The 24708-nt window shown below is 70.9% G+C and carries 28 protein-coding genes; 10 read left to right on the forward strand and 18 right to left on the reverse strand.

Annotation, left to right across the window (positions count from 1 at the left end; all coding sequences use genetic code 11):
* Positions 1 to 35 precede the first annotated feature (35 nt).
* The 4 genes from OG710_RS11040 to OG710_RS11055 are packed head-to-tail and all read right to left on the reverse strand — an operon-like array spanning position 36 to position 1284.
* A complete protein-coding gene (locus OG710_RS11040; protein ID WP_330239170.1) occupies positions 36 to 587 on the reverse strand; it encodes a GNAT family N-acetyltransferase in 552 nt (183 codons plus the stop codon).
* Positions 584 to 823, reverse strand: a complete 240-nt coding sequence (locus OG710_RS11045; protein WP_330239171.1) for a lasso peptide biosynthesis B2 protein — start codon at positions 821 to 823, stop codon at positions 584 to 586. The genes OG710_RS11040 and OG710_RS11045 overlap by 4 nt, the downstream gene beginning before the upstream one ends.
* Before the next feature lie 15 nt (positions 824 to 838).
* Positions 839 to 1084: a hypothetical protein gene (locus OG710_RS11050; protein WP_111330576.1), complete on the reverse strand. Its 246-nt coding sequence runs from the start codon at positions 1082 to 1084 to the stop codon at positions 839 to 841.
* Positions 1081 to 1284 carry a hypothetical protein gene (locus OG710_RS11055; protein ID WP_330239172.1) on the reverse strand — a complete coding sequence of 68 codons (204 nt, stop codon included), beginning with the start codon at positions 1282 to 1284 and terminating at the stop codon, positions 1081 to 1083. The genes OG710_RS11050 and OG710_RS11055 overlap by 4 nt, the downstream gene beginning before the upstream one ends.
* A gap of 172 nt (positions 1285 to 1456) precedes the next feature.
* Here OG710_RS11055 and OG710_RS11060 point away from each other — a divergent pair, with 172 nt between their 5' ends.
* The 3 genes from OG710_RS11060 to OG710_RS11070 all read left to right on the forward strand — a co-directional run bounded on the left by OG710_RS11060 (position 1457) and on the right by OG710_RS11070 (position 4095).
* Complete coding sequence (locus OG710_RS11060) at positions 1457 to 2212, forward strand: DUF6879 family protein (protein ID WP_330239173.1); 756 nt, start codon at positions 1457 to 1459, stop codon at positions 2210 to 2212.
* 15 nt (positions 2213 to 2227) lie between these two features.
* Complete coding sequence (locus tag OG710_RS11065; protein ID WP_330239174.1) at positions 2228 to 3079, forward strand: Scr1 family TA system antitoxin-like transcriptional regulator; 852 nt, start codon at positions 2228 to 2230, stop codon at positions 3077 to 3079.
* A gap of 206 nt (positions 3080 to 3285) precedes the next feature.
* A complete protein-coding gene (locus OG710_RS11070) occupies positions 3286 to 4095 on the forward strand; it encodes a class I SAM-dependent methyltransferase (protein WP_330239175.1) in 810 nt (269 codons plus the stop codon).
* 74 nt (positions 4096 to 4169) lie between these two features.
* Here OG710_RS11070 and OG710_RS11075 read toward each other — a convergent pair whose 3' ends face one another.
* The 7 genes from OG710_RS11075 to OG710_RS11105 all read right to left on the reverse strand — a co-directional run bounded on the left by OG710_RS11075 (position 4170) and on the right by OG710_RS11105 (position 10474).
* Positions 4170 to 5171: a CU044_5270 family protein gene (locus OG710_RS11075; protein ID WP_330239176.1), complete on the reverse strand. Its 1002-nt coding sequence runs from the start codon at positions 5169 to 5171 to the stop codon at positions 4170 to 4172.
* Positions 5168 to 5731 (reverse strand): RNA polymerase sigma factor, encoded by a 564-nt coding sequence (locus OG710_RS11080; RefSeq protein WP_330239177.1) that lies wholly within the window; start codon positions 5729 to 5731, stop codon positions 5168 to 5170. Before OG710_RS11080 ends, OG710_RS11075 begins: the two co-directional genes overlap by 4 nt.
* Before the next feature lie 129 nt (positions 5732 to 5860).
* The gene (locus OG710_RS11085) at positions 5861 to 6643 is read right to left on the reverse strand and encodes an SDR family NAD(P)-dependent oxidoreductase (protein ID WP_330239178.1); all 783 of its coding nucleotides are present in this window, start codon (positions 6641 to 6643) and stop codon (positions 5861 to 5863) included.
* Positions 6640 to 7800, reverse strand: a complete 1161-nt coding sequence (locus tag OG710_RS11090) for a serine hydrolase domain-containing protein (RefSeq protein ID WP_330242216.1) — start codon at positions 7798 to 7800, stop codon at positions 6640 to 6642. The genes OG710_RS11085 and OG710_RS11090 overlap by 4 nt, the downstream gene beginning before the upstream one ends.
* A 67-nt stretch (positions 7801 to 7867) precedes the next feature.
* Complete coding sequence (locus OG710_RS11095; RefSeq protein ID WP_443064237.1) at positions 7868 to 8644, reverse strand: energy-coupling factor ABC transporter ATP-binding protein; 777 nt, start codon at positions 8642 to 8644, stop codon at positions 7868 to 7870.
* Entirely contained in the window at positions 8641 to 9402 is a 762-nt protein-coding gene (gene cbiQ, locus OG710_RS11100; protein WP_330239180.1) for a cobalt ECF transporter T component CbiQ, read from the reverse strand. The genes OG710_RS11095 and cbiQ overlap by 4 nt, the downstream gene beginning before the upstream one ends.
* Position 9403: 1 nt before the next feature.
* Complete coding sequence (locus OG710_RS11105; protein WP_330239181.1) at positions 9404 to 10474, reverse strand: energy-coupling factor ABC transporter permease; 1071 nt, start codon at positions 10472 to 10474, stop codon at positions 9404 to 9406.
* A 220-nt stretch (positions 10475 to 10694) separates the two neighbouring features.
* On the opposite strand from OG710_RS11105, the gene OG710_RS11110 reads away from it, so the two are divergent.
* Positions 10695 to 11042: an SsgA family sporulation/cell division regulator gene (locus OG710_RS11110; RefSeq protein ID WP_330239182.1), complete on the forward strand. Its 348-nt coding sequence runs from the start codon at positions 10695 to 10697 to the stop codon at positions 11040 to 11042.
* A gap of 148 nt (positions 11043 to 11190) precedes the next feature.
* On the opposite strand, the gene OG710_RS11115 is transcribed toward OG710_RS11110, so the two are convergent.
* Both OG710_RS11115 and OG710_RS11120 read right to left on the reverse strand, forming a co-directional pair.
* Positions 11191 to 13416: an MMPL family transporter gene (locus OG710_RS11115; RefSeq protein WP_330239183.1), complete on the reverse strand. Its 2226-nt coding sequence runs from the start codon at positions 13414 to 13416 to the stop codon at positions 11191 to 11193.
* 126 nt (positions 13417 to 13542) lie between these two features.
* Positions 13543 to 14115, reverse strand: coding sequence for a TetR/AcrR family transcriptional regulator (locus OG710_RS11120; RefSeq protein ID WP_330239184.1), 573 nt, complete (start codon positions 14113 to 14115; stop codon positions 13543 to 13545).
* 162 nt (positions 14116 to 14277) lie between these two features.
* Here OG710_RS11120 and OG710_RS11125 point away from each other — a divergent pair, with 162 nt between their 5' ends.
* Positions 14278 to 17685, forward strand: coding sequence for a S41 family peptidase (locus OG710_RS11125; protein ID WP_330239185.1), 3408 nt, complete (start codon positions 14278 to 14280; stop codon positions 17683 to 17685).
* A 30-nt stretch (positions 17686 to 17715) separates the two neighbouring features.
* Here the strand turns inward: OG710_RS11125 and OG710_RS11130 are convergent, their stop codons facing one another.
* Both OG710_RS11130 and OG710_RS11135 read right to left on the reverse strand, forming a co-directional pair.
* Positions 17716 to 18951: a DNA methyltransferase gene (locus OG710_RS11130; protein ID WP_330239186.1), complete on the reverse strand. Its 1236-nt coding sequence runs from the start codon at positions 18949 to 18951 to the stop codon at positions 17716 to 17718.
* An 11-nt stretch (positions 18952 to 18962) separates the two neighbouring features.
* Positions 18963 to 19988, reverse strand: a complete 1026-nt coding sequence (locus OG710_RS11135; protein WP_330239187.1) for a Bpu10I family restriction endonuclease — start codon at positions 19986 to 19988, stop codon at positions 18963 to 18965.
* Positions 19989 to 20085: 97 nt separating this feature from the next.
* On the opposite strand from OG710_RS11135, the gene OG710_RS11140 reads away from it, so the two are divergent.
* The 4 genes from OG710_RS11140 to OG710_RS11155 all read left to right on the forward strand — a co-directional run bounded on the left by OG710_RS11140 (position 20086) and on the right by OG710_RS11155 (position 22897).
* Positions 20086 to 20562 (forward strand): carboxymuconolactone decarboxylase family protein, encoded by a 477-nt coding sequence (locus OG710_RS11140; protein ID WP_330239188.1) that lies wholly within the window; start codon positions 20086 to 20088, stop codon positions 20560 to 20562.
* A gap of 50 nt (positions 20563 to 20612) precedes the next feature.
* Positions 20613 to 21536: an RNA polymerase sigma-70 factor gene (locus OG710_RS11145; RefSeq protein WP_330239189.1), complete on the forward strand. Its 924-nt coding sequence runs from the start codon at positions 20613 to 20615 to the stop codon at positions 21534 to 21536.
* A 94-nt stretch (positions 21537 to 21630) separates the two neighbouring features.
* Entirely contained in the window at positions 21631 to 22236 is a 606-nt protein-coding gene (locus OG710_RS11150; RefSeq protein ID WP_330239190.1) for a hypothetical protein, read from the forward strand.
* An 88-nt stretch (positions 22237 to 22324) separates the two neighbouring features.
* The gene (locus OG710_RS11155; RefSeq protein WP_330239191.1) at positions 22325 to 22897 is read left to right on the forward strand and encodes a dihydrofolate reductase family protein; all 573 of its coding nucleotides are present in this window, start codon (positions 22325 to 22327) and stop codon (positions 22895 to 22897) included.
* A gap of 53 nt (positions 22898 to 22950) precedes the next feature.
* Here OG710_RS11155 and OG710_RS11160 read toward each other — a convergent pair whose 3' ends face one another.
* Entirely contained in the window at positions 22951 to 23319 is a 369-nt protein-coding gene (locus OG710_RS11160; RefSeq protein ID WP_330239192.1) for a VOC family protein, read from the reverse strand.
* A gap of 143 nt (positions 23320 to 23462) precedes the next feature.
* Between OG710_RS11160 and OG710_RS11165 the strand changes: the two genes are divergently transcribed.
* The gene (locus OG710_RS11165) at positions 23463 to 24062 is read left to right on the forward strand and encodes an Lsr2 family DNA-binding protein (protein ID WP_330239193.1); all 600 of its coding nucleotides are present in this window, start codon (positions 23463 to 23465) and stop codon (positions 24060 to 24062) included.
* Here OG710_RS11165 and OG710_RS11170 read toward each other — a convergent pair.
* On the reverse strand, positions 24044 to 24490 hold the full coding sequence (locus tag OG710_RS11170) for an ATP-binding protein (protein WP_330239194.1): 447 nt from the start codon (positions 24488 to 24490) through the stop codon (positions 24044 to 24046). The genes OG710_RS11165 and OG710_RS11170 overlap by 19 nt on opposite strands.
* Positions 24487 to 24699 (reverse strand): hypothetical protein, encoded by a 213-nt coding sequence (locus tag OG710_RS11175; RefSeq protein ID WP_330239195.1) that lies wholly within the window; start codon positions 24697 to 24699, stop codon positions 24487 to 24489. The genes OG710_RS11170 and OG710_RS11175 overlap by 4 nt, the downstream gene beginning before the upstream one ends.
* Positions 24700 to 24708: the final 9 nt, after the last annotated feature.

A 24708-nucleotide genomic window follows, 5' to 3' on the forward strand; every position in this document is an offset into this window, starting at 1 on the left:
CCTGAACCAGAGTTGACGGGGCCTCGGCGGTCGATTCAGGCGGACTCAGCTACGCTCAGGAAGTCGTCGGCAGTGGCGTCCATCAGGAGCTCGTCACAGGAACGGCCCAGCCAGTAGCCGGACTGTCGCAGGCGGCCGGCGGACTGGAATCCGGCCTTCTGGTAGGCCGTCACGCCCGCCGTGTTGGCTTCCAGCACCTTGAGCCACACCATACGCAGCGCGGCGTACTCGAAGGCCCAGCGGAGGGTCAGGGAGGTGGCCTCCGTGGCCAGGCCCCTTCCCCTGGCTTCGGGGGCGACGAGGATGACGAACTCGGCGGTCCGTACTGCCGAGTCGATCTGCAAGGTGGTGATCCCGACCGGGGTGTGGTCGTCGGTGGTGATCACCTCGAACTGGGCGTAGTCGCGGTTGCGGCCCTGGCCCTCCCAGCCGCCGGCGCGGACCTCCCATGACTGGGTTACCTGGGTGCCGTAGCCCAGGATCGTGCCGGGGTCGTTCTCCCACCGGTGATAGTCGGCGAGGTGGTCACGGTCGGTCATCGCCAGGCTGACTCGCTCACCGGGCAGCAGGATGTGCGGGGCACTCATCGCGGTTCGGCTCCAGGGGGAGTGGCTGTGTTGATCGGGGTGTAGTCGCCAGTGTGGCGGGGTTCCTCCACCGGGCGTCCGTGTTCGTCGCGGATCCAGGCATGAAGCCGGATCGGGTCGGCGGCGACACCATGGCGCCAAGCACTGCCCCGGCCACTGGCCGCGAGGAGCAGGGAGGCCGCGGTGGACCCTTCAAGGCAGGCGATCCAGGCGGGAACGGCGCGTGCGGACGCCATCGCTAGGGGGACCAGCTAAGCCCTGTCGGCCTCGGTCACCGGCTTGATGCGCTCCAGGGGCACGTCCCACTCGACACCCCCACCCTGGGGGCGCATAAACGCCTGTCGGCCGGCCAGTTGACCGTTCGACTTGTAGCGCTCCTCAATCACGCCCACCAGCAGGCCCGTGCGTTCCGAGATCGTGTCCACCACGAGCGTCTCGCGCGGCCATGGCAGTTTCCCGTGGTTGATGGTCGTTGCTGGCTTCTGTTGCCGCGTCACTGACGGCCCCCTCTCTGGAGCACTTCGGCCAGGCGGGCGGCCACGTCGGCACGCACGCGCCCCAGCTCGACAAGTCGCAGCGCAGGGGACGCGATGTCGACACCGAGCGAGGGAAGGACGATGCCGGCTGCGGCCAGCGCTTCCCGTAGAGACTCCGTCGCCGCGAAGGGGTCGATGTCCTGCTGTGTCTTGGTTGCCATGAACGGGACGCTAGAAGTGGGCGGTTGCTTGGCGACAGGCTATTTTCTCGGTTTTTCTCACATACTGGCTTACCTAGCTCGTCTTTTCGCGCAAAGATGGTCGGAACCCGTGGTCGAGCAGCCTCCACCGCGCAATGCTTGGGTGATCAACCCCTGGCGGAAGGATCTGGTCATGGCCCGACGATTGCGCTTCAACGGGACGGGCAGCGGCGAAGGCGGCTGCCCCGCGATCCATGAAGATGTCGACACGGGCGAAGTCATCGTGCACGGGCCGCGCCTCACTGACCCGGACGCCCTCGCGCAGCTCCAGCACATCAACGAGGACGAGATCCCGATCGTGATCCCCCGCAACACGCTGATCGACTTCGGACCGAAGGACCGCGACACCGAACCGCGCATCTTCACGACAGAGCAGTTCGCCCGGCTGTTCGAAAAATTCCAGCACAGCGCGTGGCGCCTGGAGATGCGAAAGCGGTACGCGACCGATGAGGTCACGGACACCTACGCGCAGTTTTCGCGGGGCGAGACACCGACGTGGGACCTCGACACTCCGTGGAGCCAGGCTATCCGGACCAAGACGGCCGACGGCGTATACGTCGGCCGGGTGCGCATCATGGACAACCCGCCGACCGAAGGGCAGCGGTACCTGCTCGCTCACGCCGAGAAGAACGCCGCCCTGGGCGAAGACGTGCGCACCATGTGGCGCGAGGACGCCGAACGAGTCAACCTGCCGGATGAGGATTTCTGGATCTTCGATTCGCACATCGTGGCCGTGTGCCTCTTTGATGACGACGACAACCTGACGGGTGCTGAGATGGTCACAGAACCGGCGCGCGTCAACCAGTACAACCGGCTGCGGGACGTGGCCCAGCACCACGCCACCCCGTTTCGGAAGTTCGCGGCGGAGCTGGCCGCGAAGGAGGAGTAAAGCAGGCGTGAACCGGTGAGGACCGACTATCAGCAGGCCCGCGAAGCCCTCGGGGTTCGACTCCGGGAGCTTCGTTTGACCTGCCCTGCCGGTCGGCTCACCGGTACCGCCTTGGCGCGCAAGCTCGGGTGGCCGAACTCGAAGGTCTCGAAGCTGGAACTGGGCAAGCAGACGGCCACTCCCGAAGATCTCGAACAGTGGGCCATCGCGTGCGGTCAGGCCACGTCCTACGGCGAGCTTCGCGCCAGGCTGGCGGGGTTCGAGTCGCACATCCGCTCGTGGCGGCGGCAGCTCGCTGGTGGCCACAAGGCCGTACAGGACGTCCACAACGAGGCGCAGGCCAACTCGAAGGTGCTCCGGGCCTGGGAATCCTCATGGGTCGTCGGCGTGCTCCAGACCCCCGACTACGCACGCGCTGTGCTGACCCGGTCCGTCGAGCTGCACCGGTCGCCGCGCGATGTTGAAGAAGCCGTCCGCGCCCGGATAAGGCGCCAGGAACTTCTGTACAGCGGAGGCAGGCGGTACCACGTCATCCTGTGGGAACCGGTGCTGCGGTCTCTGGTCTGCTCGCCCTCGGTGCTGGCCACCCAGCTGGACCGCCTCATGGGTGTGGTCGGCATGGACACCGTGGAACTCGGCATCGTCCCGCTCACTGCGTCGTTGAAAGTTCCGCCCGGTCTCGGCTTCTGGATCTACGACGACCGCGAGGTGGTCACCGAGGCATGGCACGCCGAACTGTGGTTGGACGACGCCGACAGCGTCGCCCTGTATCTGCGGACGTGGAAGACCTTGCGCGAGTCGGCTGTGTATGGGGCCGACGCCCACAACCTCATCAGTTCCGCCCGCCGGGCTCTGAACGCCCGTTAGCGGATCGCCGGGGTGGTCGGCTCCAGGGCCGGGACCTCGTTGGCCGCTCGGCGAGCAGGGCCGTACGGGGGGCCCGCGACAGCATCCGCAGATACACGGTGAGCATCACCATCAGGCTTCGGCGCACAGTCGGCGGTCGATCTCCGCGCGCGCATTCACGAGGTGACCGCCCGGCCCACTCCTGCCGGCAAGCCTATGGAGGCCCGATGACCGACCAGCCCACGCGCGATCGTTCGGTGACCGATCGCTGCCTTCTCTCCACCAGGGCGTACGGCTCGGGGCAGTACCTGGCCGCCCGTCAGTCCCTCTACCGATGGCAGACCCCGCGCCACGATCTGCCGGGCATCGTCGCCGGTGAACTGGCCGGTGTACGTGGGGTGGTCGCTGACGTGGGTTGCGGTAACGGGAAGTTCGTCGCCCGGGTGCGGGAGGACCGTCCCGACCTGAAGGTGCTGCCCATGGACGTCTCGCCCGGCATCCTCGGCGCCATTCCCGGAGCGGTCGTCGCGGACGTCCAGCAGTTGCCCGTCGCGGACGCGTCCCTCGGGGCGGTTCTCGCGCTGCACATGCTGTACCACGTCGAGGACCAGGGCCGGGCCGTGAAGGAGCTGGGGCGCGTACTGGCGCCCGGGGGCATCGCGATCGTCTCCACGAACAGCCGGACCGACAAACGGGAGCTGGAACACCTCTGGCGCCGGGCCGCAGGCGATGTGCTGGGCGTGCGGGAGGGCCCGGCCCGAGTGCAGTTGTCGGCCCGCTTCACGCTGGAGGACGCGCCGGGGGTCCTCGGTGCCGTCTTCGGTGAGATCCGCACGATTCCGCTTCCCGGCATGATCGAGGTGACCGACGCCGGGCCGGTCGTCGCGCACCTGGCCTCGTACGAAGCCTGGGCCGACGAGATGGGCGTTCCGTTCCCGGAGACGGTCGAGCGTGCGCGGGAGTTGGTCGACGGGGTCATTCGGGTGGAGGGTGCCTTCCGGGTCAGCTGCCTCGGCGGCGTGCTCGTCTGCCGGTGAGCCCGGTCACCGCGCTGGGCGGGCAGGGCCAAACCCTGCCCGCCCAGGGTGGCCGGCTGTCGAGCGGGGCTCGTTCAGTGGGGCGTTTTCGCCGGGCCCGCGTTCAGGTACGTTTCGCGCTGGACGACGTGGCCGGGGCGGTTGTCCGGGTCGTGGCCGACCTCCAGGAGGCGGCCGTCGGAGGGCGAGACGATCCAGTTCTCGCGCAGGGTCGCGGTGGCTTCGATCTTCCAGCCGCCCTTGTCGTTCTTGTACGTGGTCGGGGACCAGCCCCATTCCCGCTTGTTGCTCTCGGTGGGCCGGGCGGCCCACTTCCACGAGATCCGGGTGCCGGAGCGGCCGACGGCGTCCTTCACGCCCTCGGTGACCGTGGCGCCGGGGGTCTGCGCCAGGACGCGGAACAGCGCGGCCCGTACCTCCGGGGAGACCGGGGCGTCCGTCAGCAGCCGGCCGGCCTGCCGAACCGTCTGTTCGGCCGCGGCGTCGGCGCCCCCGGCACCGGCGGACAGGGTCCCGCGCAGGGCGTCGGGGTCGGTCGGCAGGGTGCCGAGGCCGTCCCAGTCGACGGTCCCCTTGCCGACGGGCCACGAGGTGCCCCCGGGGTTCTTCTTGGTGAGGGTCCGGCCGTCCTGGGTCTTCACCACGACCCCGTCTCGGCTGAGATAGCGGGTGTCGGTCCGCGCCTTCCGCCCCTCCGCCCAGCTCCGCACCTCGGTCTTCCAGTACCTGGTGCCCGCGCCCGCTCCGGTGGTCGCGTGGTCGGCCATCGTCGTGAAGACCTCGGACGCCGACGCGGTGGCGGCCGGGCCGTCGTCGCCGAAGCCGACGACCGGGAGCACCGCCGCCCCCGTCGCGACGGCCGCGACCGCCGCCGCGAGGGCGAAGACCCGGCGGCGGGCGAAGCGGCGCGCGGGGGCCGGGGCGGGGGCCGCCGTGTCGGCCGCGATGGCGGCGAGGACCAGGGAGCGGGCGCGGGCCTCGGCCTCCGGGGCGGGCGGTTCGGTGCGGCCGGCGCGGGCCAGGGCGGCGCCGCCGGGGAAGTCGAGCAGGTCCGTGGGCGGGTTCTCGTGGGTCATGCGAAGTCTCCCGTCAGGGTCGTACGGGCGGGGCCGGCCAGTCCGTCGCGCAGCCGGGCGCGGGCCCGGTGCAGGCGGGAACGGGCGGTTCCGGCGGGGATGCCGACGGCGGCGGCCGCCTCGGCGGGGGTCAGCTGCTCCCAGGCGACGAGCAGCAGCAGTTCGCGCTCGGTCGGGGGGAGTTCGGCGAGTCTGCGGCGCAGCTCCGGTGCCACCGACGCGGCGTCCAGCCGCCGGTCGACCGCCTGCCAGGGGTCGGCCGTCGTGGCGTCGGGCCGCGGTTCGGTGCGGGCGGCGGCGCGGGCCGCGCTCTGCCGGTGGCGCGACAGCACGTTGCGGGCGACGCCGAACAGCCAGCCGCGTGCGGAGCCGCGCGCCGCGTCGAACGTGGCCCGGTGGGCGTACGCCTGGAGCCATACCTCGGAGAGCAGGTCGTCGGCGGCGTCGGGGGCGCGGCGTACGAGGTAGCCGTGCAGGGCCGTCGTGTGCCGGGCGACGAGCGGTTCGAAGGCAGTGGGCTCCCGCGCGGAGCGAGCGAGCAGATCCTCGTCCGGGTCCATGGGGTCTCCTGTCCGAGACCGCCGGGCGGCGGTCTCACCCCGTACTTGCACGAAGCGGGGAGCAGCGTTCGCGGCCTGCCTGCGAAGGGCCCGCCCCGGCCCTGGATCGCGGCCTGCTCGCGAAGGGCCTCAGCCCTCGATCGCGGTCCGGAACCCCACGTTCACCGCTGTCAGGCCGCCGTCCACGCACAGTGACGTGCCCGTGATCCACTCCGCGTCCGACGACGCCAGGAACGCGACCGCCTTCGCGATGTCCTCCGGTTCGCCGACCCGGCCCAGCGGGTACAGCGCGCTGATCCGGCCCAGTTCGGCGTCGCGGCCCGCCCAGGCGTCGGTGCGGATCGTGCCGGGGACGACGAGGTTGGCGCGGACGCCGCGCGGTCCGGCGTGGCCGGCGAGGGTGCGGGTGAGGCTGGCCAGGCCCGCCTTCGCCGCGCTGTAGGCGTGGTTGCCGAAGTCCTGGGTGCCGTTGACGGAGCCGATGGACACGATCGCGCCCCGGCCGGACGCGGCGAGGTGCGGCATCGCGGCGCGCGAGCAGCGGTAGGCGCCGCCCAGCGTGATGTCCAGGTCGCGCTGCCAGGTCTCGTCGGGCTCGTCCTCGAAGAGGACGCTGTCCTGAGTGCAGGCGTACGCGTTGTTGACGAGGACGTCGAGCCCGCCGAACGCCTCGACGGCGCGGGCGACGGCCGCCTCGATCGCCGCCCGGTCGGCCACGTCGCAGGCCAGTGCCTCGGCCGTGCCCCCGTCCGACCGGATCTCCGCCGCCACGGCCCCGGCCCGGCCCGCGTCCAGGTCGGTGACGAGGACGCGGGCGCCCTCGGCGGCCAGCAGGCGGGCGGTGGCGGCGCCGATGCCCCGGCCCGCGCCGGTGATGAGGACGCCGTATCCGTCGAAGCGCGCAGGAGTCATAGCGCCGACCGTACCGCCCGGACGAGTGCCTGTGCCCGGGGATCGGCGGTGACGCCCTTCTGGAGGCCGTTGGTGACGTATCCGAAGGCGATCCCGGACTCCGGGTCGGCGAAGCCGAGGGAGCCGCCCCGGCCCGGATGCCCGAAGGAGCCGGGCGCGAGCAGCGGGCTCGCCGGGCCGTGGAGCATGTAGCCGAGCCCGAACCGGGTGGAGACGACGAGGACCCGGTCCGGCCCGGCCGACTCCTCGGTGCGGGCGAGCGTCAGGGTGGCCGGGGCGAACAGCCGGTGGCCGTCCACCGGGCCGATCATCGCGGCGTAGCAGCGGGCCAGGCCGCGCGCGGTGGCGGTGCCGTTGGATGCGGGGAGTTCGGCGGCCCGGTAGCCGGCGTCGTTCTCGTCGGGCAGCGGGTCGATCGCGCCGAACGCCCGCCGGGTCAGCGAGTCCGGGTCGCGGTACGCCTCGGCCACCGACCGTTTGGGGCGCAGCCGCAGCGCCCCGGTGTTCTCGGCGACGGGCGCCTCGACGGGGCCGATGCGGCCGACCCGGTGGGCCTCGTCGGCGGGGATGCCGAACCAGAAGTCGAGGCCGAGCGGGCGGGCGATCTCCTCGGCGACCCAGCGGCCGACGGTGCGCCCGGTGACGCGCCGTACGAGTTCGCCGATGAGCCAGCTGTAGGTCTGGGCGTGGTAGCCGTGCGCGGTGCCGGGCTCCCAGGCCGGGGACTGGGCGGCGACGGCGCGCGCCCCGCTCGTCCCGTCGGCGGCCTCCTCGGGGGTGAGCGGCCGGTCGAGGGCCGGGACGCCGGCCCGGTGGGCGAGGAGGTGGCGGACGAGGACGCGTTCCTTGCCGTTCGCCTTGAACTCGGGCCAGTACGTGGAGACCGGGGCGTGCAGGTCGATCTGGCCGCGCTGGTGCAGCAGCAGGGGGACGGCGGCGGCGATGCCCTTGCCGGCGGAGCGGACGATCTGGACGGTGTCCACGGCCCAGGGTTCGGTGCCGTCCACGTCTCTGGTGCCGGCCCACAGGTCGACGACCTTGCGCCCGTGCCGGTAGACGGTGACCGCCGCTCCCCGGTCCCCGCGCTGTTCGAAGTTGCGGACGAAGGCGTCCCGGACCGTTTCGAATCCGGGCGCCGCCGTGCCCCGTACGTCCACGCCTGTTGCTGCGCTCCCGCTCATCCCCCCATGGTGCACGGCGGTGCGGGTGGGACGGGGCCCAGGGTCACCCGGAGTTGACCGTCACGGAGCGCGGGTCGAAGCCGAAGGGCAGTTCCAGGCGGTGGGCGCGCATCAGGGCCGCGTCGCACAACAGGTCCTGGGTGCGGTCGTCGGCGGCGATGACGCCGTCGCTGAGAATGACGGCGCGCCCGCACAGTTCGAGCGCGTACGGCAGGTCGTGCGTGACCATGAGGACGGTGACGTCCAGGGAGCGCAGGATGTCGGCGAGTTCGCGCCGGGACGCCGGGTCGAGGTTGGAGGAGGGCTCGTCCAGGACGAGGATCTCGGGCCGCATGGCGAGGACGGTGGCGACGGCGACGCGGCGGCGCTGGCCGAAGGAGAGGTGGTGCGGCGGCCGGCCGGCGTACTCCTCCATGCCGACCTGGCGCAGCGCCTCCATGACCCGCTCCTCCAGTTCCTCGCCGCGCAGTCCTCCGGCGGCGGGGCCGAAGGCGACGTCCTCGCGGACGGTGGGCATGAAGAGCTGGTCGTCGGGGTCCTGGAAGACGATGCCGACGCGGCGGCGGATCTCCGCCATGTTCCGTTTGTCCACGGGCAGCCCGGCGACGCGCACGGTCCCGGCGCCCGCCTCCAGGATGCCGTTGAGGTGGAGAACCAGGGTCGTCTTGCCGGCGCCGTTCGGGCCGAGCAGCGCGACGCGTTCGCCGCGCGCGACGGTCAGGTCGACGCCGAAGAGGGCCTGGTGGCCGTCGGGGTACGCGTAGGCGAGGCCGCTGACCTCCAGGGAGGGCGGTACGGGGGCGGGGTCGGGGCTGCTCATATGGTCCATCCCACCAGACACACGGCGAGGGCGAGTACCGGGAGGGCCGCGGCGTACGCCCACTGGGTGCGGGATGCGGTCACCTCGTCGATGACGGGCATGGAGCCGGTGTAGCCCCGGCTGACCATGGCGAGGTGGACGCGTTCGCCGCGTTCGTAGGAGCGGATGAACAGGGCCCCGGCCGACTTGGCGAGGACGCCCCAGTGCCGTACGCCCCGCGCCTCGAAGCCGCGGGAGCGGCGGGCGATGGACATGCGGCGCATCTCGTCGCTGACGACGTCCCCGTAGCGGATCATGAAGGAGGCGATCTGGACGAGCAGCGGCGGGAGTTTGAGCCGCTGGAGGCCGAGCAGCAGTTCGCGCAGTTCGGTGGTGGAGGCCAGGAGCACGGAGGCGGCGACCCCGAGCGTGCCCTTGGCCAGGACGTTCCAGGCGCCCCAGAGGCCGGGGACGCTGACGGAGAGGCCGAGGACGTGCGTCTGCTCGCCGGGCACCACGAACGGCATGAGCACGGCGAACGCGACGAACGGCACCTCGATGAGCAGCCGTTTGAGCAGGAAGCCGGCCGGGATGCGGGCGAGCGCGGCGACGCCTGCGATGAGCAGGGCGTACAGCCCGAACGCCCACACGGCCTCGCGGGGTGTGGAGACGACGACCACGACGAAGCAGAAGACGGCGGCGAGCTTGCAGTGCGGCGGCAGCTCGTGAACGGGCGAGTGCCCGTGCCGGTAGAGCTTGTGCGCGTGGCCGGCGCCCATGTCAGACGTTCTCGTCGGTGCGGTGGCCGGCGGCGGCGTCGTCCTTCGCACGCCGTCGGCGGGAGACCACGTAGAAGGCGCCGCTGCCCGCGACGAGGGTGGCGCCGACGCCGATGATCCCGGCGAGGCCGCCGGAGAGCCGGGCGTTGGAGACGTCCTTGACGCCGTAGTCGGCGAGCGGGGAGTCCTTGGCGGCGTGGTCCTTGACCTCCTGGTCGATGCCCTTGTCGGCGGCGACCTTCTCCAGGCCGTCCGGGTTGGCGGAGGCGTAGAAGGAGACGAAGCCGGCCAGCACGAGGGCGGTGACCAGGCCGGTGATCCACAGGCCGCGCGTCGGGCGGTGGGCGGCCGGGGCGGGTCCGGGGGCGGCGGCCGGGGCGGGGGCGTCGATCAGTTCGCCGTCCACGCGGAGCTTGAGCGGGGCGGCGAGGTCGCGCGCGCCGTGCACCAGGTCGGGGCGGACGGCGACGACGGCGCCGACGGTGAGCGCGGTGATCAGGGCCTCGCCGATGCCGATGAGGACGTGTACGCCGCCCATGGCCGTGAAGACCTTGCCGATAGGAATGTCCGTGGTGCCGCCGATCCAGTACAGCAGGGTGAACGCGCAGGCGGCGGCCGGTACGGAGACCAGCGCGGCGACGAAGGAGGCGGCGGTCACCGAGCGGCGGGTGCGCGGCAGCACGCCGAGCAGGCCGCGGAAGAGGGCGTACGCGACGACGACGGTGACGACGCCCATGTCGAGGATGTTGACGCCGAGCGCGGTGAGCCCGCCGTCCGCGAAGAGGATGCCCTGCATCAGCAGGACGACGGATATGCAGAGCACCCCGGTGTAGGGCCCGACCAGGATCGCGGCCAGCGCCCCGCCGAGCAGATGGCCGCTGGTGCCGGCCGCGACGGGGAAGTTCAGCATCTGCACGGCGAAGATGAACGCGGCGACGAGCCCTGCCAGCGGTGCGGTGCGCTCATCGAGTTCCCGCCGGGCCCCCTTGAGACTGACGGCCACGGCCCCGGCGGCGACGACGCCTGTGACGGCCGAGACAGGTGCGTTGATGAATCCGTCGGGTACATGCATGAAGAGGCTCCGCTTCCTGCGTTCTCGCGTCGCTGCGCCGGGTGCGCGGGATCGGTCATGAACCTCTCAATGATAGGGGCTTGTTGCAAAGCACTCGCAAGAGCGCCTGCGCGACAACTACCCGCCTGCGCGACAACCGCCAAGGAGCTCCGCAATGCCCTTTACGTAAAATATGGGACATTAGATAACAAAGTTGCAGAAGTAGGAGGAGAGTCGGTCCATGCCCCCCGTGATCCATGACCATGCCCGAGCCCGGCTCGTCACCGACGCCCGCGACCTGCCCGTCGTCCCCGTCGAGCTGCGGTTCGACAGCGCGGACGACCCGGCGACCGTGCACCTCGCCTACCCCGGCGGCACCGAGTGGGCCGTCGACCGGGAGCTCCTGGAACGAGGGCTGCGCTACCCCGTCGAGCAGGACGGCTGGCGGATATGGCCCTGCGGCCGGGTCCAGGTGGTCGTGGAGCGGCACGACACCGCCGGTGTCGACGTCGTCCAGTTCGACTGCGCCCCGCTGGTCCGCTTCCTGCGGCGTACGCACCGCGAGGTCGAGGCCCCGGCCCACGCCTGAGCCCGGACGCCGCCGCCGGAACGGACGCCGGACATACGGGAGCCCCCGCGCATCGCTGCACGGGGGCTCCGTCGTACGTACGGATCAGAAGCGGATCAGAAGCCGTTCGGACGCGGGTCGGACCCGGACCGACGCGGACCGACGCGGATCAGACGCGGGCCAGCTCGCGCTCGCCGCCCTCCGGGCCGCCCTCACCGCCGGTGGGCTCGCCCAGCTCCTTGCGCAGGCCCTCGCCCTCGACGTCCACGTTGGGCAGCGCGCGGTCCAGCCAGCGCGGCAGCCACCAGGCGCGGCGGCCGAGCAGCGCCAGGACTGCGGGCACGATCGCCATGCGGACGACGAACGCGTCGAAGAAGACCGCGATCGCGAGCGAGAAGCCGATCATCTTGATCATCTGCTCGCTGGAGCCGATGAATCCGGCGAACACCGCGATCATGATCACGGCGGCGGCCGAGACGACCCGCGCCCCGTGCTGGAAGCCGGTGACGACGGCCTGGCCGGGCGTCTCGCCGTGGACGTACGCCTCCCGCATCCGGGTGACGAGGAAGACCTCGTAGTCCATCGCGAGGCCGAAGACCACGCCCACCATGAAGATCGGCATCATCGACATGATCGGGCCCGTCTGCTCCACCCCGAAGAGCGAGCCGAGCCAGCCCCACTGGAAGACCGCGACGACCGCGCCCAGGGCCGCGACGACCGAGAGCAGGAAGCCGAGCGCCGCCTTGAGGGGCACCAGCACCGAGCGGAAGACCACCATCAGCAGCAGGAAGGCGAGGCCGACCACGAGCGCCAGGTAGGGCAGCAGCGCGTCGTTCATCTTCTGCGAGAAGTCGATGTTCATCGCGGTGGCGCCGGTGACCAGCACCTCGGCGCCGGTGTCGGACTTGAAGCCGTCGCCCGCGTCGCGGATGGCGTGGACGACGTTCTCCGTCTCGACGGAGCTGGGGCGGTCCTTCGGGATGACGGTGATCATCGCCGCGTCGCCGGCCTTGTTGAACGTGGCCGGGGTGACGGCGGCGACGCCCTTGATGTCGGCGATCTCGTCGCCGACCTGCTTGGCCGCGGCCTTGCCGTCCGCGCTGTCCTCGGTGTCCACGACGACCAGCAGCGGCCCGTTGAAGCCGGGGCCGAAGCCGTCGGAGAGCAGATCGTAGGCGCGGCGCTGGGTGGTGCTGGTGGGCTGGGAGCCGTCGTCCGGCAGGCCCATCTCCAGCGAGGCGGCCGGTACGGCGATGGCGCCGAGGCCCAGCACACCGACGAGCAGCACCCAGACGGGCTTGCGCAGCACGAACCGGGCCCAGCGGGTGCCCATGTTCGCCTTGGCCTCGCGCGTGGTCCCCGCCTCGGCGGCCTCGCGCGCCTTGCGGCCCAGGACCCGCTTTCCGGCGAAGCCCAGCATGGCCGGGACCATGGTGAGCGCGATGAGGACCGCGATGGCGACCGTGCCGGCCGCGGCGAAGCCCATCTTGGACAGCATCGGGATGTTGACGACGGCCAGGCCGACGAGGGCGATGACCACGGTGAGCCCGGCGAAGACGACCGCGGACCCGGCCGTGCCGACCGCCCGGCCCGCCGCCTCCTCGCGTTCCCGGCCCTCGGCCAGCTCGGCGCGGTAGCGGGAGACGATGAACAGCGCGTAGTCGATGCCGACCGCGAGGCCGATCATCATGGCGAGCGTGGACGTGGTGTTGCCCAGGTCCAGCACATTGGCCAGGGCGGTGATCGAGGAGACGCCGATGCCGACGCCGATCAGGGCGGTGAGCAGGGGCAGCCCGGCCGCGACGAGCGAGCCGAACGTGATGACGAGGACCACGGCCGCGATGGCGACGCCGATGATCTCGGTGGCGCCGGTCTCCGGCATCACCTGGAGCGCGTCACCGCCGATCTCGACGGTCATCCCGCTCTTCTCGGCGTGGGTGCCGGCGTCCTCCAGCGACTCGCGGGTGGCGTCGGTCAGCTCCATCGAGTTGACCTTGTACGAGACCGAGATGTACGCGGTCGAGCCGTTCTGCGAGACCGCGTCGGCGGCGTACGGGTCGGCGACGGAGGCGATCTGGTCGGAGCCGTCCTTCAGCTCCCGGACGATCTTCTTGACCTCGGCCTTGTTGGCCGCGTCGGTCACCTTCTCGTGCTCGGGCGCCTTGAACACGACGCGCGCGGTGGCACCGTCGGCACTGGAGGAGGGGAAGCGCTGTTCCAGCAGGTCGAAGGCCTTCTGGGCCTCCGTACCGGGAATGGAGAACGAGCTGGAGGTCGCCGTGGAGGCGGCGGACGCGCCGAACCCGGCGAGCGCCAGCAGCGCCACCCAGATCAGGGCGACGTAACGGCGGCGCCGGAAGGCGAGCCGTCCGAGTTTGTAGAGGAATGTGGCCACGAGGGCGTACTCCCGGTCAGGTCGTTGTGTGGAAATGGGCGTGTGGAACCAGCCCGACGACGAGAGCGGCGTGTCAGGTGGGACTCGGGGAGAGGGCCGTACGGGTGGAGCGCGGGGACCTGGGGGTCAGACTCCGAGAGCGGGGAGGATCACGGAGTCGACGTAATCGAGGAGGAATGCCTGGTCGACGGGGCGGTCCTCGACCATCTGCCGGGTGGCTACGGCGCCCACCAGCATGTGCGGTACGTATCTGAGCGCCGGATTGTCCGCGCTCACCTCTCCCCGGGCCACGGCCCGGCGCAGCAGGGCGTCGAGGCCGGTCATCTCCGGCTCGATCAGCAGTTCGCGCAGGGCCTGGAGGAGATCGGGGTTGTCATGGACGGCATGGCTCAGACCCCGCATCAGCGCGGCGTCCTTCTCCATCTGACAGTCGTCACTGCGGCTGAGCACGGCGTGGAAGTCACCGCGCAGCGTGCCGGTGTCCACGTCCCCGAGGGTGACGGGTTTGTTGTGCCGCAGGGCCGTGACGACGAGCGCCGGCTTGTTCCCCCACTGGCGGTAGAGGGTGGCCTTGCTGGAATGCGCACGCGCGGCGACGGCGTCCATCGTGAGGGCGTCGTAGCCGACCTCGCGCAGCAGGTCGAGCACGACGGCGTACAGCTCGCTCTCACGCTCGGGCGTGAGCCGTGTGCGTGCCATGGTCGACCTCCTGTCCGATGAACAACCGAACGAAACCGTTTCGTACCGTAGAAAGGTAACCCCGCCTCCTAGCGAAACGGAACAGTTTCGCTTGTGGCCCGCACCACAGAATGGGCGTCTCCCTGAGTTGCCGGGCCCTGCGGGCGCGGAAAGCATTGGGGGGTGAGTGACGACGTCTCGTATCTCCGCTTCCCGCACCTCCACGAGGACCTGCTCTGCTTCGCGGCGGAGGACGATCTCTGGGTCGCCCCGCTCGCCGCGGAGGGCGAGCGCCCCGGCCGGGCCTGGCGGGTGACCGTGGACCGCACCAGAGTCGGCCATCCGCGCTTCTCCCCCGACGGCACCCGGATCGCGTACACGTCCTGGCGCAGCCTCGACCCGGAGATCCACCTCGCCCCGGTCGACGGCGGCCCGTCCCGCCGGCTCACGTACTGGGGGTCCACCGACACCCGGGTCTGCGGCTGGACGCCCGACCCCGGCGACGCGGCACAGATCCTCGCCGTCTCCTCGCACAACCAGCCGTTCTCGTACTTCTCCTGGGCCTACAGCGTCCCCACGGACGGCGGTCCGGGCGGCAAGCTGCCCTGGGGTCCGGTCTCCGACATCGCGGTCGCCGACATCGACGGCGAGCGCCGCACCCTGCTGCTCACCGGCACCCCGCCGCACGAACCGGCCGCCTGGAAGCGCTACCGGGGCGGGGCCACGGGCCGGCTGTGGCTGCACGGCGAGCGGCTGCTCCCGGACATCGGCGGGCACCTCGACACCCCGATGTTCGTCGGCGGCCGGATCGCGTTCCTCTCCGACCACGAGGGCGTCGGCAACGTCTACTCCTGCCGCCCGGACGGCACCGACCTGCGCCGGCACACCGACCACGACGCGTTCTACGCCCGGCACGCGTCGAGCGACGGACGCCGGATCGTCTACCAGTGCGCGGGCGAGCTGTGGCTGGTGGACGACCTGGAGACGCCGGACGCCGTCCCCCGCAGGCTGGCGGTCCGCCTCGGCGGCCCGCGCGCGGGGCGGCGTACGTACCAGGTGCCGGCGTCGAGCAATGTGGACGCGCTGTCCGTGGACGAGACAGGGCGGGCGAGTGCCGTGTCGGTACGCGGCAGCCTGTACTGGCTCACGCACCGCGACGGGCCCGCCCGCACCATCGCCGACACACCGGGGGTACGGGTGCGGCTGCCGGAGATGCTCGGCAGCGGGAACCAGGTGGCGTACGTGACCGACGCGGAGGGCGAGGACGCGATCGAGATCGCCCCGCTGCCGCGCGCCAGCGGCGAACGCCCGACGCGGCGCCTCGCATCGGGCCGGATCGGCCGGGTGCTGGAGCTGGTCGCGGACCCGGAGGGCGAACGGCTGGCCATCGCCTCGCACGACGGCCGGCTGCTGCTGCTGGCGACGGGCGAGGGGGCTGTGGGTGAGGGGGCTGTAGGTGTGGGGGCTGTGGGTGAGGGGGCTGTGGGTGAGGGGGCTGTGGGTGAGGGGGCTGTGGGTGAGGGGGCGGCGGCCGGCGAAGGGGTCACCGGCGGGGAGCCGCCCGCCGGCGAGCCCGTCGAGCTCATCCGGTCCGTCAACGGCCCCGTCCGCGACCTGGCGTTCTCCCCGGACGGCGACTGGCTGACCTGGTCGCATCCGGGGATCGGCCGCTCCCTGCGCAAGATCAAGCTGGCCCGGATCTCGGGGCCGGGCGAGCCGACCGTCGTGGACGTCACCAACGGCCGCTTCGAGGACGAGAACCCGGTCTTCACGGGCGACGGCCGCTATCTGGCGTTCCTGTCCTGGCGCGGCTTCGACCCGGTCTACGACGTGCACACGGGCGACCTGTCGTTCCCACTCGGCTGCCGCCCCTACCTGGTGCCGCTGTCCTCGGCGACCCCGTCCCCGTTCGCCCTGCTGCCCGACGGGCGGCCCGCGGCGGGCGGCCTGGACCCGGTGGACACGGCGGAGGCGGGGATGACGGAGGGGTCCACGGTCACCGTCGAGTTCGAGGGGCTGCAGAGCCGGGTCACGCCGTTCCCGGTGTCGGCGTCCAAGTACTCCGCGCTGGCCCCGGTCAGCGGCGGCGGCCTCGTGTGGCTGCGCTGGCCGATCTCCGGGGCGCTCGGCGAGACCTTCGCCAACCCGGCGGACATGTCGGGCCGGCCGACCCTGGAGCACTTCAACATCGCCAAGGCGAGGAGGACCGAACTCGTCGGCCACCTCGACTGGTTCGCGGTCAGCGGCGACGCCTCGCGGCTGGTCGTGATGGACGACGGCGAGCTGCGCGCCGTCCCCGCGGCGGAGCCGGGCGACAACGACTCCACGGTCTACCTGGATCTGCGGCGCATCCTGCACGAGGTGGACCCGGCGGCGGAGTGGCGCCAGGCGTACGGGGAGGCGGGCCGCATCATCCGCTCGTACTTCTGGGAGCCGGACATGTGCGGGATCGACTGGCCGGCGGTGCTCGACCAGTACCGCCCGCTGGTCGAACGCGTCGCCACGCCCGACGAGTTCGCGGACCTGCTGCGCGAGGTGCTGGGCGAGCTGGGGACCTCGCACGCGTACGTGTCGCCCGCGCGCCGCAACGAGGGGCCGCCGCACTACCAGCGGGCGATCGGGCTGCTCGGCGCCAACTTCGCGTGCCGGGACGGGGACTGGACCCTGCTGCGCATCCTGCCGGGCGACTCGTCGGACTCCAAGGCGCGTTCCCCGCTGGCCGGTACGGGCATCCGCGAGGGGGCGGTGCTGACGCATGTGGACGGCCGCCCGGTCGATCCGGTCGCCGGGCCGTACGCGCTGCTGGCGGCGGCGGGCGGTACGACGGTCGAGCTGACGTTCCGCCCGGCGGAGGGCGGTGGGCGGCCCCGGCGCATCGCGGTCGTGCCGCTCATCGACGAACGCCCCCTGCGCTATCAGGATTGGGTCGCCAAGCGGCGCGAGGTGGTCCGGGAGCTGAGCGGGGGCCGGTGCGGCTACCTCCACATCCCGGACATGGGCGGCTCCGGCTGGGCGCAGTTCAACCGCGACCTGCGCATGGAGGTCTCGCGCCCCGCGCTGATCGTGGACGTGCGCGGCAACGCCGGTGGCCACATCAGCGAGCTGGTCGTGGAGAAGCTCACCCGGACGATCCTGGGCTGGGACCTCACCCGCAACGCGCAGCCCGTCTCCTACGCCTCCAACGCCCCGAGGGGCCCGGTGGTCGCCCTGGCCGACGAGGCGACCTCCTCCGACGGCGACATGATCACCGCCGCGTTCCGCCTGCTGAAACTGGGCCCGGTCGTCGGCCAGCGCACCTGGGGCGGCGTCGTCGGCATGACCGGCCGCCACCGGCTGGGCGACGGCACGGTGATCACGGTGCCGATGAACGCGGCCTGGTTCGACACGTACGGCTGGTCCGTCGAGAACAACGGCGTCTCCCCCGACCTGGAAGCGCTGCGCACCCCGCTGGACTGGGCGGAGGGCCGCTACGCGGTCCTGGACGACGCGGTCCGCATCGCCCTCGACCTCCTGGCCGCCCACCCCCCGGCGACCCCACCCACCTACGACACGGCCCCCAACCGCCGAAGGCCCCCACTGCCCCCGAGGTAGGGACGGGGCCGGACACCCGGCTCCGCCCGCTCAGACCTTCAGCAGGCTCAATTCCGGCGAGGGATTCACCGTGGCTACGGCCTCGATGGCGCTCCGCACGTCTTCCCGCACGTCGCCCGTTGCCTGCCCGAGCGCCTCGGACAATACGTAGCGGGCGACATCGCGCGCGAATGCGCTCTGCTCGGACAGAGAAGGAGCGGGAGATTCCTTGTCCACCGCGAAGGACAGGACGTCTTCGTAGATGACGACTCCGAACCTGTTGGTGAACTTCCTCTCCTGCCATCGTTCAAATTTAAGATTGGGAATGATCTCGGCCAGCATGGCCACGATCTCGGAGTTCGAGAACGCTACGCCGCGCACTCTCGACTCCCGCCCCACCACCAGGACGACGTGCCCCGCCCTGGACACCAGCCGCTCCATCTCGCTGAGCGCCTGCATCATGTCGATGCAGTACTGGATGACCGTCAGGAACCTGTTCTGGCGATTCTTCCGATTGGAGCCGATCTCCGTCCGCGCGGCGGGAAGAACGTTCCAACCGAGCATTTCCACCGCCGGGCGGTAGTTCTGGTGGTAATTGAAGACATTGATGTAGGGCGGCGAGGTGACCACGAGGCCCGCGCATCCGTCTTCGAGGGGCACTCGACGCGCATCGCCGGGAACAATGCGTGAGGACACCGGGGCGAGCGGGAAGTCCGCGATCAGGTCACGCACCTGATTCCAGGCCCGCCACACCTTCTTCGCGTCCGTCTCCTTCTTGTCCTTCATGCTCAGCAGCAGCGTCGTCGCGAAGATGCGTTCCACGTTCTCGTCGGCAGCGCCACGGTATCCATCGAGCAGATGCTCCACGACGTCGACGGTCTCCGCCGACTCACCGAAGAGGGTGCCCTGGTCCGCCGCCGCCACCTTCTCCATGCGGGCGGCGGCTTCATCCACGAGGCGCAGCCGCCGCTCACGGTCCAGCGAGGCGAGCGCCAGGATGCCGGAGAGCTCCAACGCCGCAGGGTTGATCTCGACACCGGCGGACGGAATTTCCCTGCGGATGCATTCCAGAACAGTGGTGCCGCTCCCCAGGAAGGGATCGAAAACGATTCCGGAGCCGGGATAATATGCGTCGAGGAGCTTGCTCACCAGCCCCGGTGTGAATTGACCGCGCCAGGGAAGCGCGCTGCGTCGTTCCCGCACGAGCACGTCGAGGTCCGCCTGGCCGATGAAGCTGCGATCGTATTCACGCCTGCGAACCGAGTTGAAAGTCTCCTCGACGTCCATGCTCCTGCTTCCTAAAAGTATCCCTTGGCGACAGCGTCCTCTTCGTCGGGATCTTTGGCCTCGAAAAGTGATCGCAGGTGATCGACGAATCGCAGTACGACATCATACCTGATCGGATTACTCTCCAGGTAATCCAGATATTTCGACCTCAGCCTCTTCCGGTTGGCGGCCGAGGAGTATTCCTTCCGCTGATTGGAGCCGAGCCTCTTCCCGCGCAATATCAGCACCTCATCGATGTCCGTACCAGCAGTACTGATGGGTGTCATGTCGAGGTATTCGCAGATCAGGTAATAGCGGGCGGCCGGTACGGCGACCTTCAGATCGTGGGAGGTGGCGGCCGCCTCCTGGAACATCGTTTTATCCAGATTTGTTTTGCATTCGGCAGCCACATAGGCCAGCCACACATCCATACGGGTGGAGGCGCCGGCGGGGAAGTCCGGCTTGAACGACGCCTGCAGATAGGCGCGCCGGCTCAGCGTGAAGTCCTGGTCCTTCTTCCTGACCTTCATGGAGATGTCGGCCGTGGACGCCGTGAGGGAGCTCGAAAAATAGGCGGCGGCGAAAGCCCCGGCCGGGCCGGCGTACAGGTCCTGGTCGGCCAGCTCAGGGATGACGCGTGGATCGATCAGCCAGGGCAGGAACTCCTCGATGATCGAGTTGTCGATCTTCAGCTGACCCCGCTGCCTGAAGAGGAAGTCCTTTCCGCTGTCCCAGATCAGATCGACCTCCACGCCCTTCTTGTAGTCATTGGCGAGGTCGACGAGTTGCCGCACGAGTTCATTGCCGGTGGCGTCAAGGTGCGTCATGGCATCGATCCATGACGTGTACCGCTCGATCGCCTCCTCGACGGAGGGAATGTCCTCATCGGGAAGCTTCGGGTTCTTCAGCAGCTCAACGAGCTTGGATTTGTGCGGAGTCGGACGTACCCGTCGAGGCGCCTCCGCACTGGCGTCGGCCAACGGCTCCTCTTCGGCCGCCCCTGCGGGCTCCACCCCCGACGGTTCGAGGGACGCGAAGAGAGTGTCGTCTTTTCTCATGCGGTGAGCCTAAAGGGCTCCCGCAGCCATGTCACAGCCCCGGCCGCTGTCTCGTCTCGGGGGGTGTACACGTCCTACGCACACCGAGGAGCACCCCATGAACGCTCGGCTCGACTACTTCGCCAGTCCCGTCGCCGGCAAGGCGCTCAAGTACTTCATGGCGTTCGGACGGGAGCTGAAGGCGTCGCCGCTGCCCGCCGTGACGCAGGAACTCGTCGCGCTGCGCGTCAGCCAGATCAACGGCTGCGCCGCCTGCGTCGACATGCACACCAAGGAGGCGGCCGCCGCCGGGGAGAGCGCGGTGCGGCTGAACCTCGTCACGGCGTGGCGGGAGGCGACCGTGTTCACCGAGGAGGAGCGGGCCGCCCTCGCGCTCGCCGAGCAGGGGACGCGGACCGCCGACGCGGCGGCCGGCGTGGACGACGAGGTCTGGGCGCGGGCCGCCGCGCTGTACGACGAGGAGCAGCTGACCGCGCTCGTCATGCTGGTCTCGTTCATGAACGCGGTGAACCGGCTGAACATCATCACGCAGCAGCCGGCGGGCGGCTATCAGCCCGGCGGCCACGCGCACTGAGCGGACGGACCGGAAGCGACCGACGGCACCGAATCCCGGGGAGGACCGGCATGGGCAAGGCCGAGGAGTTCGAGGAGTTGCGGGGGCTGTTGTTCTCGATCGCCTACCGCATCCTGGGCAGCGTCACGGAGGCGGAGGACGCGGTGCAGGAGACATGGCTGCGGTACGACGCCACGGCCACCCGGCCCGTGTCGGTCAAGTCGTTCCTGTCCGCGACGGTGACCCGGATCGCGATCGACGTGCTGCGCTCCGCGCGGATGCGGCGGGAGGAGTACGTGGGCCCGTGGCTGCCCGAACCCCTGCTGGACGACCCGTACGCGGACCCGGCGCGCGCCGCCGAGCTGGCCGACTCGGTGTCGATGGCCTCGCTGCTGCTCCTGGAACGGCTGAGCCCGCTGGAGCGGTCGGTGTTCGTGCTGCGGGAGGTCTTCGCGTTCGGCTTCGCCGAGATCGCGGCGGCGGTGGGCCGTTCGGAGGCGGCGTGCCGGCAGTTGCTCGTACGAGCCCGCCGCCACATGCACGAGGGGCGGCCCCGGTTCGAGGCGGACCGCGTCGAGCAGCGGGAGCTGGCGGACCGGTTCTTCGAGGCACTGTCGCACGGGGACGTGGACGGGCTGCGCGAGCTGCTGTCCGCCGACGTCCAGCTCGTGGGGGACGGTGGCGGCCGGGCCCCGCAGCTGGCGCGGGCCGTCGCGGGCGCGGACAACGTGGCCCGCCTGCTCGCCACGGTGTACCCGCTGATGGCCCGCGCGGGCATCACGTGCGAGCCGCGCCAGGTGAACGGCCTGCCGGGCGCGCTGTTCCGGGTACGGGACGGAGCCGTGCTCCACGTGCTGTCGCTGGACGCGCCGGACGGGCAGATCCAGACCATTCACACGGTGATCAACCCGGACAAGCTCGGCCACCTGGGCCCGGTGGCGGACGCCTGGGCGATCAACGACGAGGTGAAGCGGCTCCGGCTCCGTGAACGCTGATCGCTCGGGGGGCGACGCGGGCGACGACGGCGGCCTCGGGTGCGGCGTCCTGATCGGGTGCCTGCCGCGTCCGCCTCGTGGCAGGCTCGTCCCCATGCGTATATCCCGTATATCCAGGCCCGGTTACGTCGCCGCCGGTCTCGTCCTGGGCGCCGCCCTGACCCTGACCGCCTGCGGTGAGCAGCGCGTCGGCGATACGGTGGCCGACTCCGGCCCGAGCCTGAGCGCCGCCGCCTCCGCCTCCGACTCCCCCTCCTCCGAGCCCTCGCCCTCGCCCAGCGGCGCGCAGGGCGACGTGGCGCCCGTAGTGCCCGACGGCGCCCCGCACTACGGGGAGAACAACGCGTTCAAGTTCCCCAAGAAGATGTCCCCCGCCTCCGAGAAGGCCGCCCGCACGGAGGCCGCCCGCATCGAGCCGGTCCTCGAACGGCTCTGGAAGGCCAAGACCTGGGACGCCGAGCGGGTACGCGCGGAACTCCTCGAACTGGGCTACCGCGACGAGACACCGAGCGACGGACAGGGGCCGGGGATGCTCGTCGTGCAGCCCCACGCCCCCGGCAGCAACCCCGGCGCCAGTGTCGCCCTCTACGTCGGCCGCGACGCCTGTGTGACCGCGTTCGTGCAGTCGACCAACTACGAGGTCAAGGTCAACGGCCGATTCATGGAGACCGGCTGCTTCGAGCCGCGCGGCGGCCACTGAGCACCGGCGCGCCGCGCCGATGACTTTTCCCGTGTGCCGCAGTCTCTACACATGTAAAGCTCACCGCACACCCCGCGAGGACCTCATCATGCGCACCCTCATCACCACCGCGTTCGTCTCCCTCGACGGTGTCGTCGAGGCGCCCGGCGGCGAGCCCGGTTACCGGAACTCCGGCTGGACGTTCAAGGACATCGACTTCCTGCCGGAGGCGTACGAGATCAAGGGCCGGGAACAGGAGCAGGCCGGGGCACTGATGATGGGGCGGGTCAGCTACGAGGCGTTCAGCCCCGTGTGGCCGGGGATGGCGGAGTTCGCCGGCTACAAGGCGATGCCCAAGTACGTCGTCTCCACCACGCTCTCCGAGGACGACCTCGTGGACACATGGGGCGAGACCCACATCCTGCGGTCCCTGGACGACGTCGCCGCGCTCAAGGAGACCGAGGGCGCCCCGATCATCGTCCACGGCAGCGCCACCCTCAACCGCGCCCTCTCCGACGCGGGCCTCATCGACCGCTACCACCTCCTGGTCTTCCCCCTCCTCCTCGGCGCGGGCAAGCGGCTGTTCAGCGCGGCCGACAAGGACACCCGGCACCTGAAGCTCGTGGAGCACGAGGCGTTCCCGAACGGCATCCAGAAAAACGTCTTCGACGTGGTCCGCTGACACGGGAACCACCGCCTCCCTTCGCCGCCCATGGACAGTGGGCCTCAAGGGAGTCAGAACCCGTCGATTCCGATCACATTGCCGAACGGGTCGATCAGTTGGGCGATCGTGCGGCCGGTGCCGTCCTCGATGTCCAGGGGGCCGCGGTGGTGCGTGCAACCGGCGTCGAGGAGACGCTGTCGAACGGCGTCGACGTCATCGACCGCCCAGTACGGGACCGGGCTGCCGCCGCGCTTGTTGCGCTGCTCGTCCAGGGGGTGGAACCCGAACTCGACGCCGGCGACATCGAGCCAGGCGTACACGGCGCCGGTCGTGTCGTCGACGTCGACGTGGGCGTCCGTGTCGAGGACCCCCGCCCACCAGCGGGCGGACTCCTCGGGGTCCTCGGCGAAGATCATGATGGCGCGGATGCCGTTGAACACGTGCCCCCCAGGGTTCACCGCTCGGCGAGGTCGTTGGTGGGACGACGGTATGCCCGGCGCGGGAACAGCGTGTGCCCGCAATAGCCAGGTCGGCAGTCCCTCCCCTGTGAGGTCGGGCCACCGGCGACCAGTACCGTCGCGCCATGGACGACATACAGCAGGCATGGGCCAGGATCACTGCGCGGCTCGCCCCACGCACCCTAGGCGGCCCGGACGCCCCCGATCCCGATGCCGTGGCCGGCGCGGCCGCGCGCATGGGCGTCGAGCCGGCCGGGGACCTGCGCCGCTGGCTCCTCGCCGTCGATCTCGACGCCGGCCGGCGCCCCGCCGCACACGCGCCCCTGGTCGCCCTGGGCTGCCCCGGCGTCCTGCCCGGCGGCGCGCTGCTGCTCGGCCTGACCGACATCGAGCGCGTCCACGGGCAGCGGATGAACCTGGCGGCGGACGGGCTGTGGCGGCGGGAGTGGGTGCCGGTGGCGGCGGAGACGGACGGTTTCCACGGCGTCTTCGTGAACACCCTCACCGGCACGGTCGGCTCCTGGTCCGAGGGCGAAGACCCCAAGGAGGACACGCACCCCTCCCTCGCCACCTTCTTCCACGACATCGCGGACCAGCTGGACGGCACGCCCCGCCCCGAGGCCGAGGCCCCCGTACGCGCCTGGGCCCGCGCCCACGGCATCCGGATCAACGACCGGGGCCGCATCCCGGCCGACATACGCCGAGCCTACGAAGCCTCGACCTGAGCCCCGCCCCCGGCGCTGCCGACGCCCACCGGACGCACCGCCCGTCGCGGGGTCGGTGGACGCAGTTCGCACCACACCGTCTTGCGGTACGGGCTCTGCTCCACGCCCCACCTCAGCGCCACCGCGTCGATCAGCAGGAGCCCCCGACCCGACGTGCCCTCCGGGCCGGCCTCGCGGAGTATCGGCCACACCGCCGGGGCGGGGTCGCTCACGGCCACCCGTACGCGTCCCGAGTGCGTCGCCGTCACCCGTAACGTCACCGGCGTACGCTCCCCCACGTGAGTGATCACATTCGTCAGCAACTCGCTGACGCACAGCAGGAGATCGCCCGCGTCCTCCCCCGCGAACCGGGCCCGCAGCATCCGCCGCAGCTCCGGTACCGCCTCCGGCACGGCCAGGAATTCCAGCGTCAGGGGCAGCCCGTTCATCCCCCCGTCGCCGCCCTGTTCAGCGCCTCGGCCAACCGCCGCGCCGTCTCCGCATTGCAGTTACCCAGCGCGATCAGCGGTACCCGCATCGTCCACCCCGCCAGCGTCAGCGGGTCAACCCCCAATGACGGCAGCGTGATGCCGTTGGCCTTGAGCGCCGCGCGCAATGCGTCGATCTCCGGGCCGATGTCGTACGGGGCGTCCTCCATGAGGGCCGT

It is taken from the genome of Streptomyces sp. NBC_00525, assembly GCF_036346595.1.
In the GTDB taxonomy this organism is placed as follows: Bacteria; Actinomycetota; Actinomycetes; order Streptomycetales; family Streptomycetaceae; genus Streptomyces.

Coding starts and splice junctions, on each gene's coding strand:
- OG710_RS11130 (WP_330239186.1), bottom strand. CDS start 18,951: ATGGACGTCGAGGAGACTTTCAACTCGGTTCGCAGGCGTGAATACGAT.
- OG710_RS11120 (WP_330239184.1), bottom strand. CDS start 14,115: ATGGCACGCACACGGCTCACGCCCGAGCGTGAGAGCGAGCTGTACGCC.
- OG710_RS11110 (WP_330239182.1), top strand. CDS start 10,695: ATGCCCCCCGTGATCCATGACCATGCCCGAGCCCGGCTCGTCACCGAC.
- OG710_RS11155 (WP_330239191.1), top strand. CDS start 22,325: ATGCGCACCCTCATCACCACCGCGTTCGTCTCCCTCGACGGTGTCGTC.
- OG710_RS11095 (WP_443064237.1), bottom strand. CDS start 8,644: ATGAGCAGCCCCGACCCCGCCCCCGTACCGCCCTCCCTGGAGGTCAGC.
- OG710_RS11080 (WP_330239177.1), bottom strand. CDS start 5,731: ATGGACCCGGACGAGGATCTGCTCGCTCGCTCCGCGCGGGAGCCCACT.
- OG710_RS11045 (WP_330239171.1), bottom strand. CDS start 823: ATGGCGTCCGCACGCGCCGTTCCCGCCTGGATCGCCTGCCTTGAAGGG.
- OG710_RS11060 (WP_330239173.1), top strand. CDS start 1,457: ATGGCCCGACGATTGCGCTTCAACGGGACGGGCAGCGGCGAAGGCGGC.
- OG710_RS11055 (WP_330239172.1), bottom strand. CDS start 1,284: ATGGCAACCAAGACACAGCAGGACATCGACCCCTTCGCGGCGACGGAG.
- OG710_RS11150 (WP_330239190.1), top strand. CDS start 21,631: ATGCGTATATCCCGTATATCCAGGCCCGGTTACGTCGCCGCCGGTCTC.
- OG710_RS11145 (WP_330239189.1), top strand. CDS start 20,613: ATGGGCAAGGCCGAGGAGTTCGAGGAGTTGCGGGGGCTGTTGTTCTCG.
- cbiQ (WP_330239180.1), bottom strand. CDS start 9,402: ATGGGCGCCGGCCACGCGCACAAGCTCTACCGGCACGGGCACTCGCCC.
- OG710_RS11170 (WP_330239194.1), bottom strand. CDS start 24,490: ATGAACGGGCTGCCCCTGACGCTGGAATTCCTGGCCGTGCCGGAGGCG.
- OG710_RS11075 (WP_330239176.1), bottom strand. CDS start 5,171: ATGACCCACGAGAACCCGCCCACGGACCTGCTCGACTTCCCCGGCGGC.
- OG710_RS11165 (WP_330239193.1), top strand. CDS start 23,463: ATGGACGACATACAGCAGGCATGGGCCAGGATCACTGCGCGGCTCGCC.
- OG710_RS11085 (WP_330239178.1), bottom strand. CDS start 6,643: ATGACTCCTGCGCGCTTCGACGGATACGGCGTCCTCATCACCGGCGCG.
- OG710_RS11070 (WP_330239175.1), top strand. CDS start 3,286: ATGACCGACCAGCCCACGCGCGATCGTTCGGTGACCGATCGCTGCCTT.
- OG710_RS11135 (WP_330239187.1), bottom strand. CDS start 19,988: ATGAGAAAAGACGACACTCTCTTCGCGTCCCTCGAACCGTCGGGGGTG.
- OG710_RS11105 (WP_330239181.1), bottom strand. CDS start 10,474: ATGCATGTACCCGACGGATTCATCAACGCACCTGTCTCGGCCGTCACA.
- OG710_RS11175 (WP_330239195.1), bottom strand. CDS start 24,699: ATGGAGGACGCCCCGTACGACATCGGCCCGGAGATCGACGCATTGCGC.
- OG710_RS11040 (WP_330239170.1), bottom strand. CDS start 587: ATGAGTGCCCCGCACATCCTGCTGCCCGGTGAGCGAGTCAGCCTGGCG.
- OG710_RS11140 (WP_330239188.1), top strand. CDS start 20,086: ATGAACGCTCGGCTCGACTACTTCGCCAGTCCCGTCGCCGGCAAGGCG.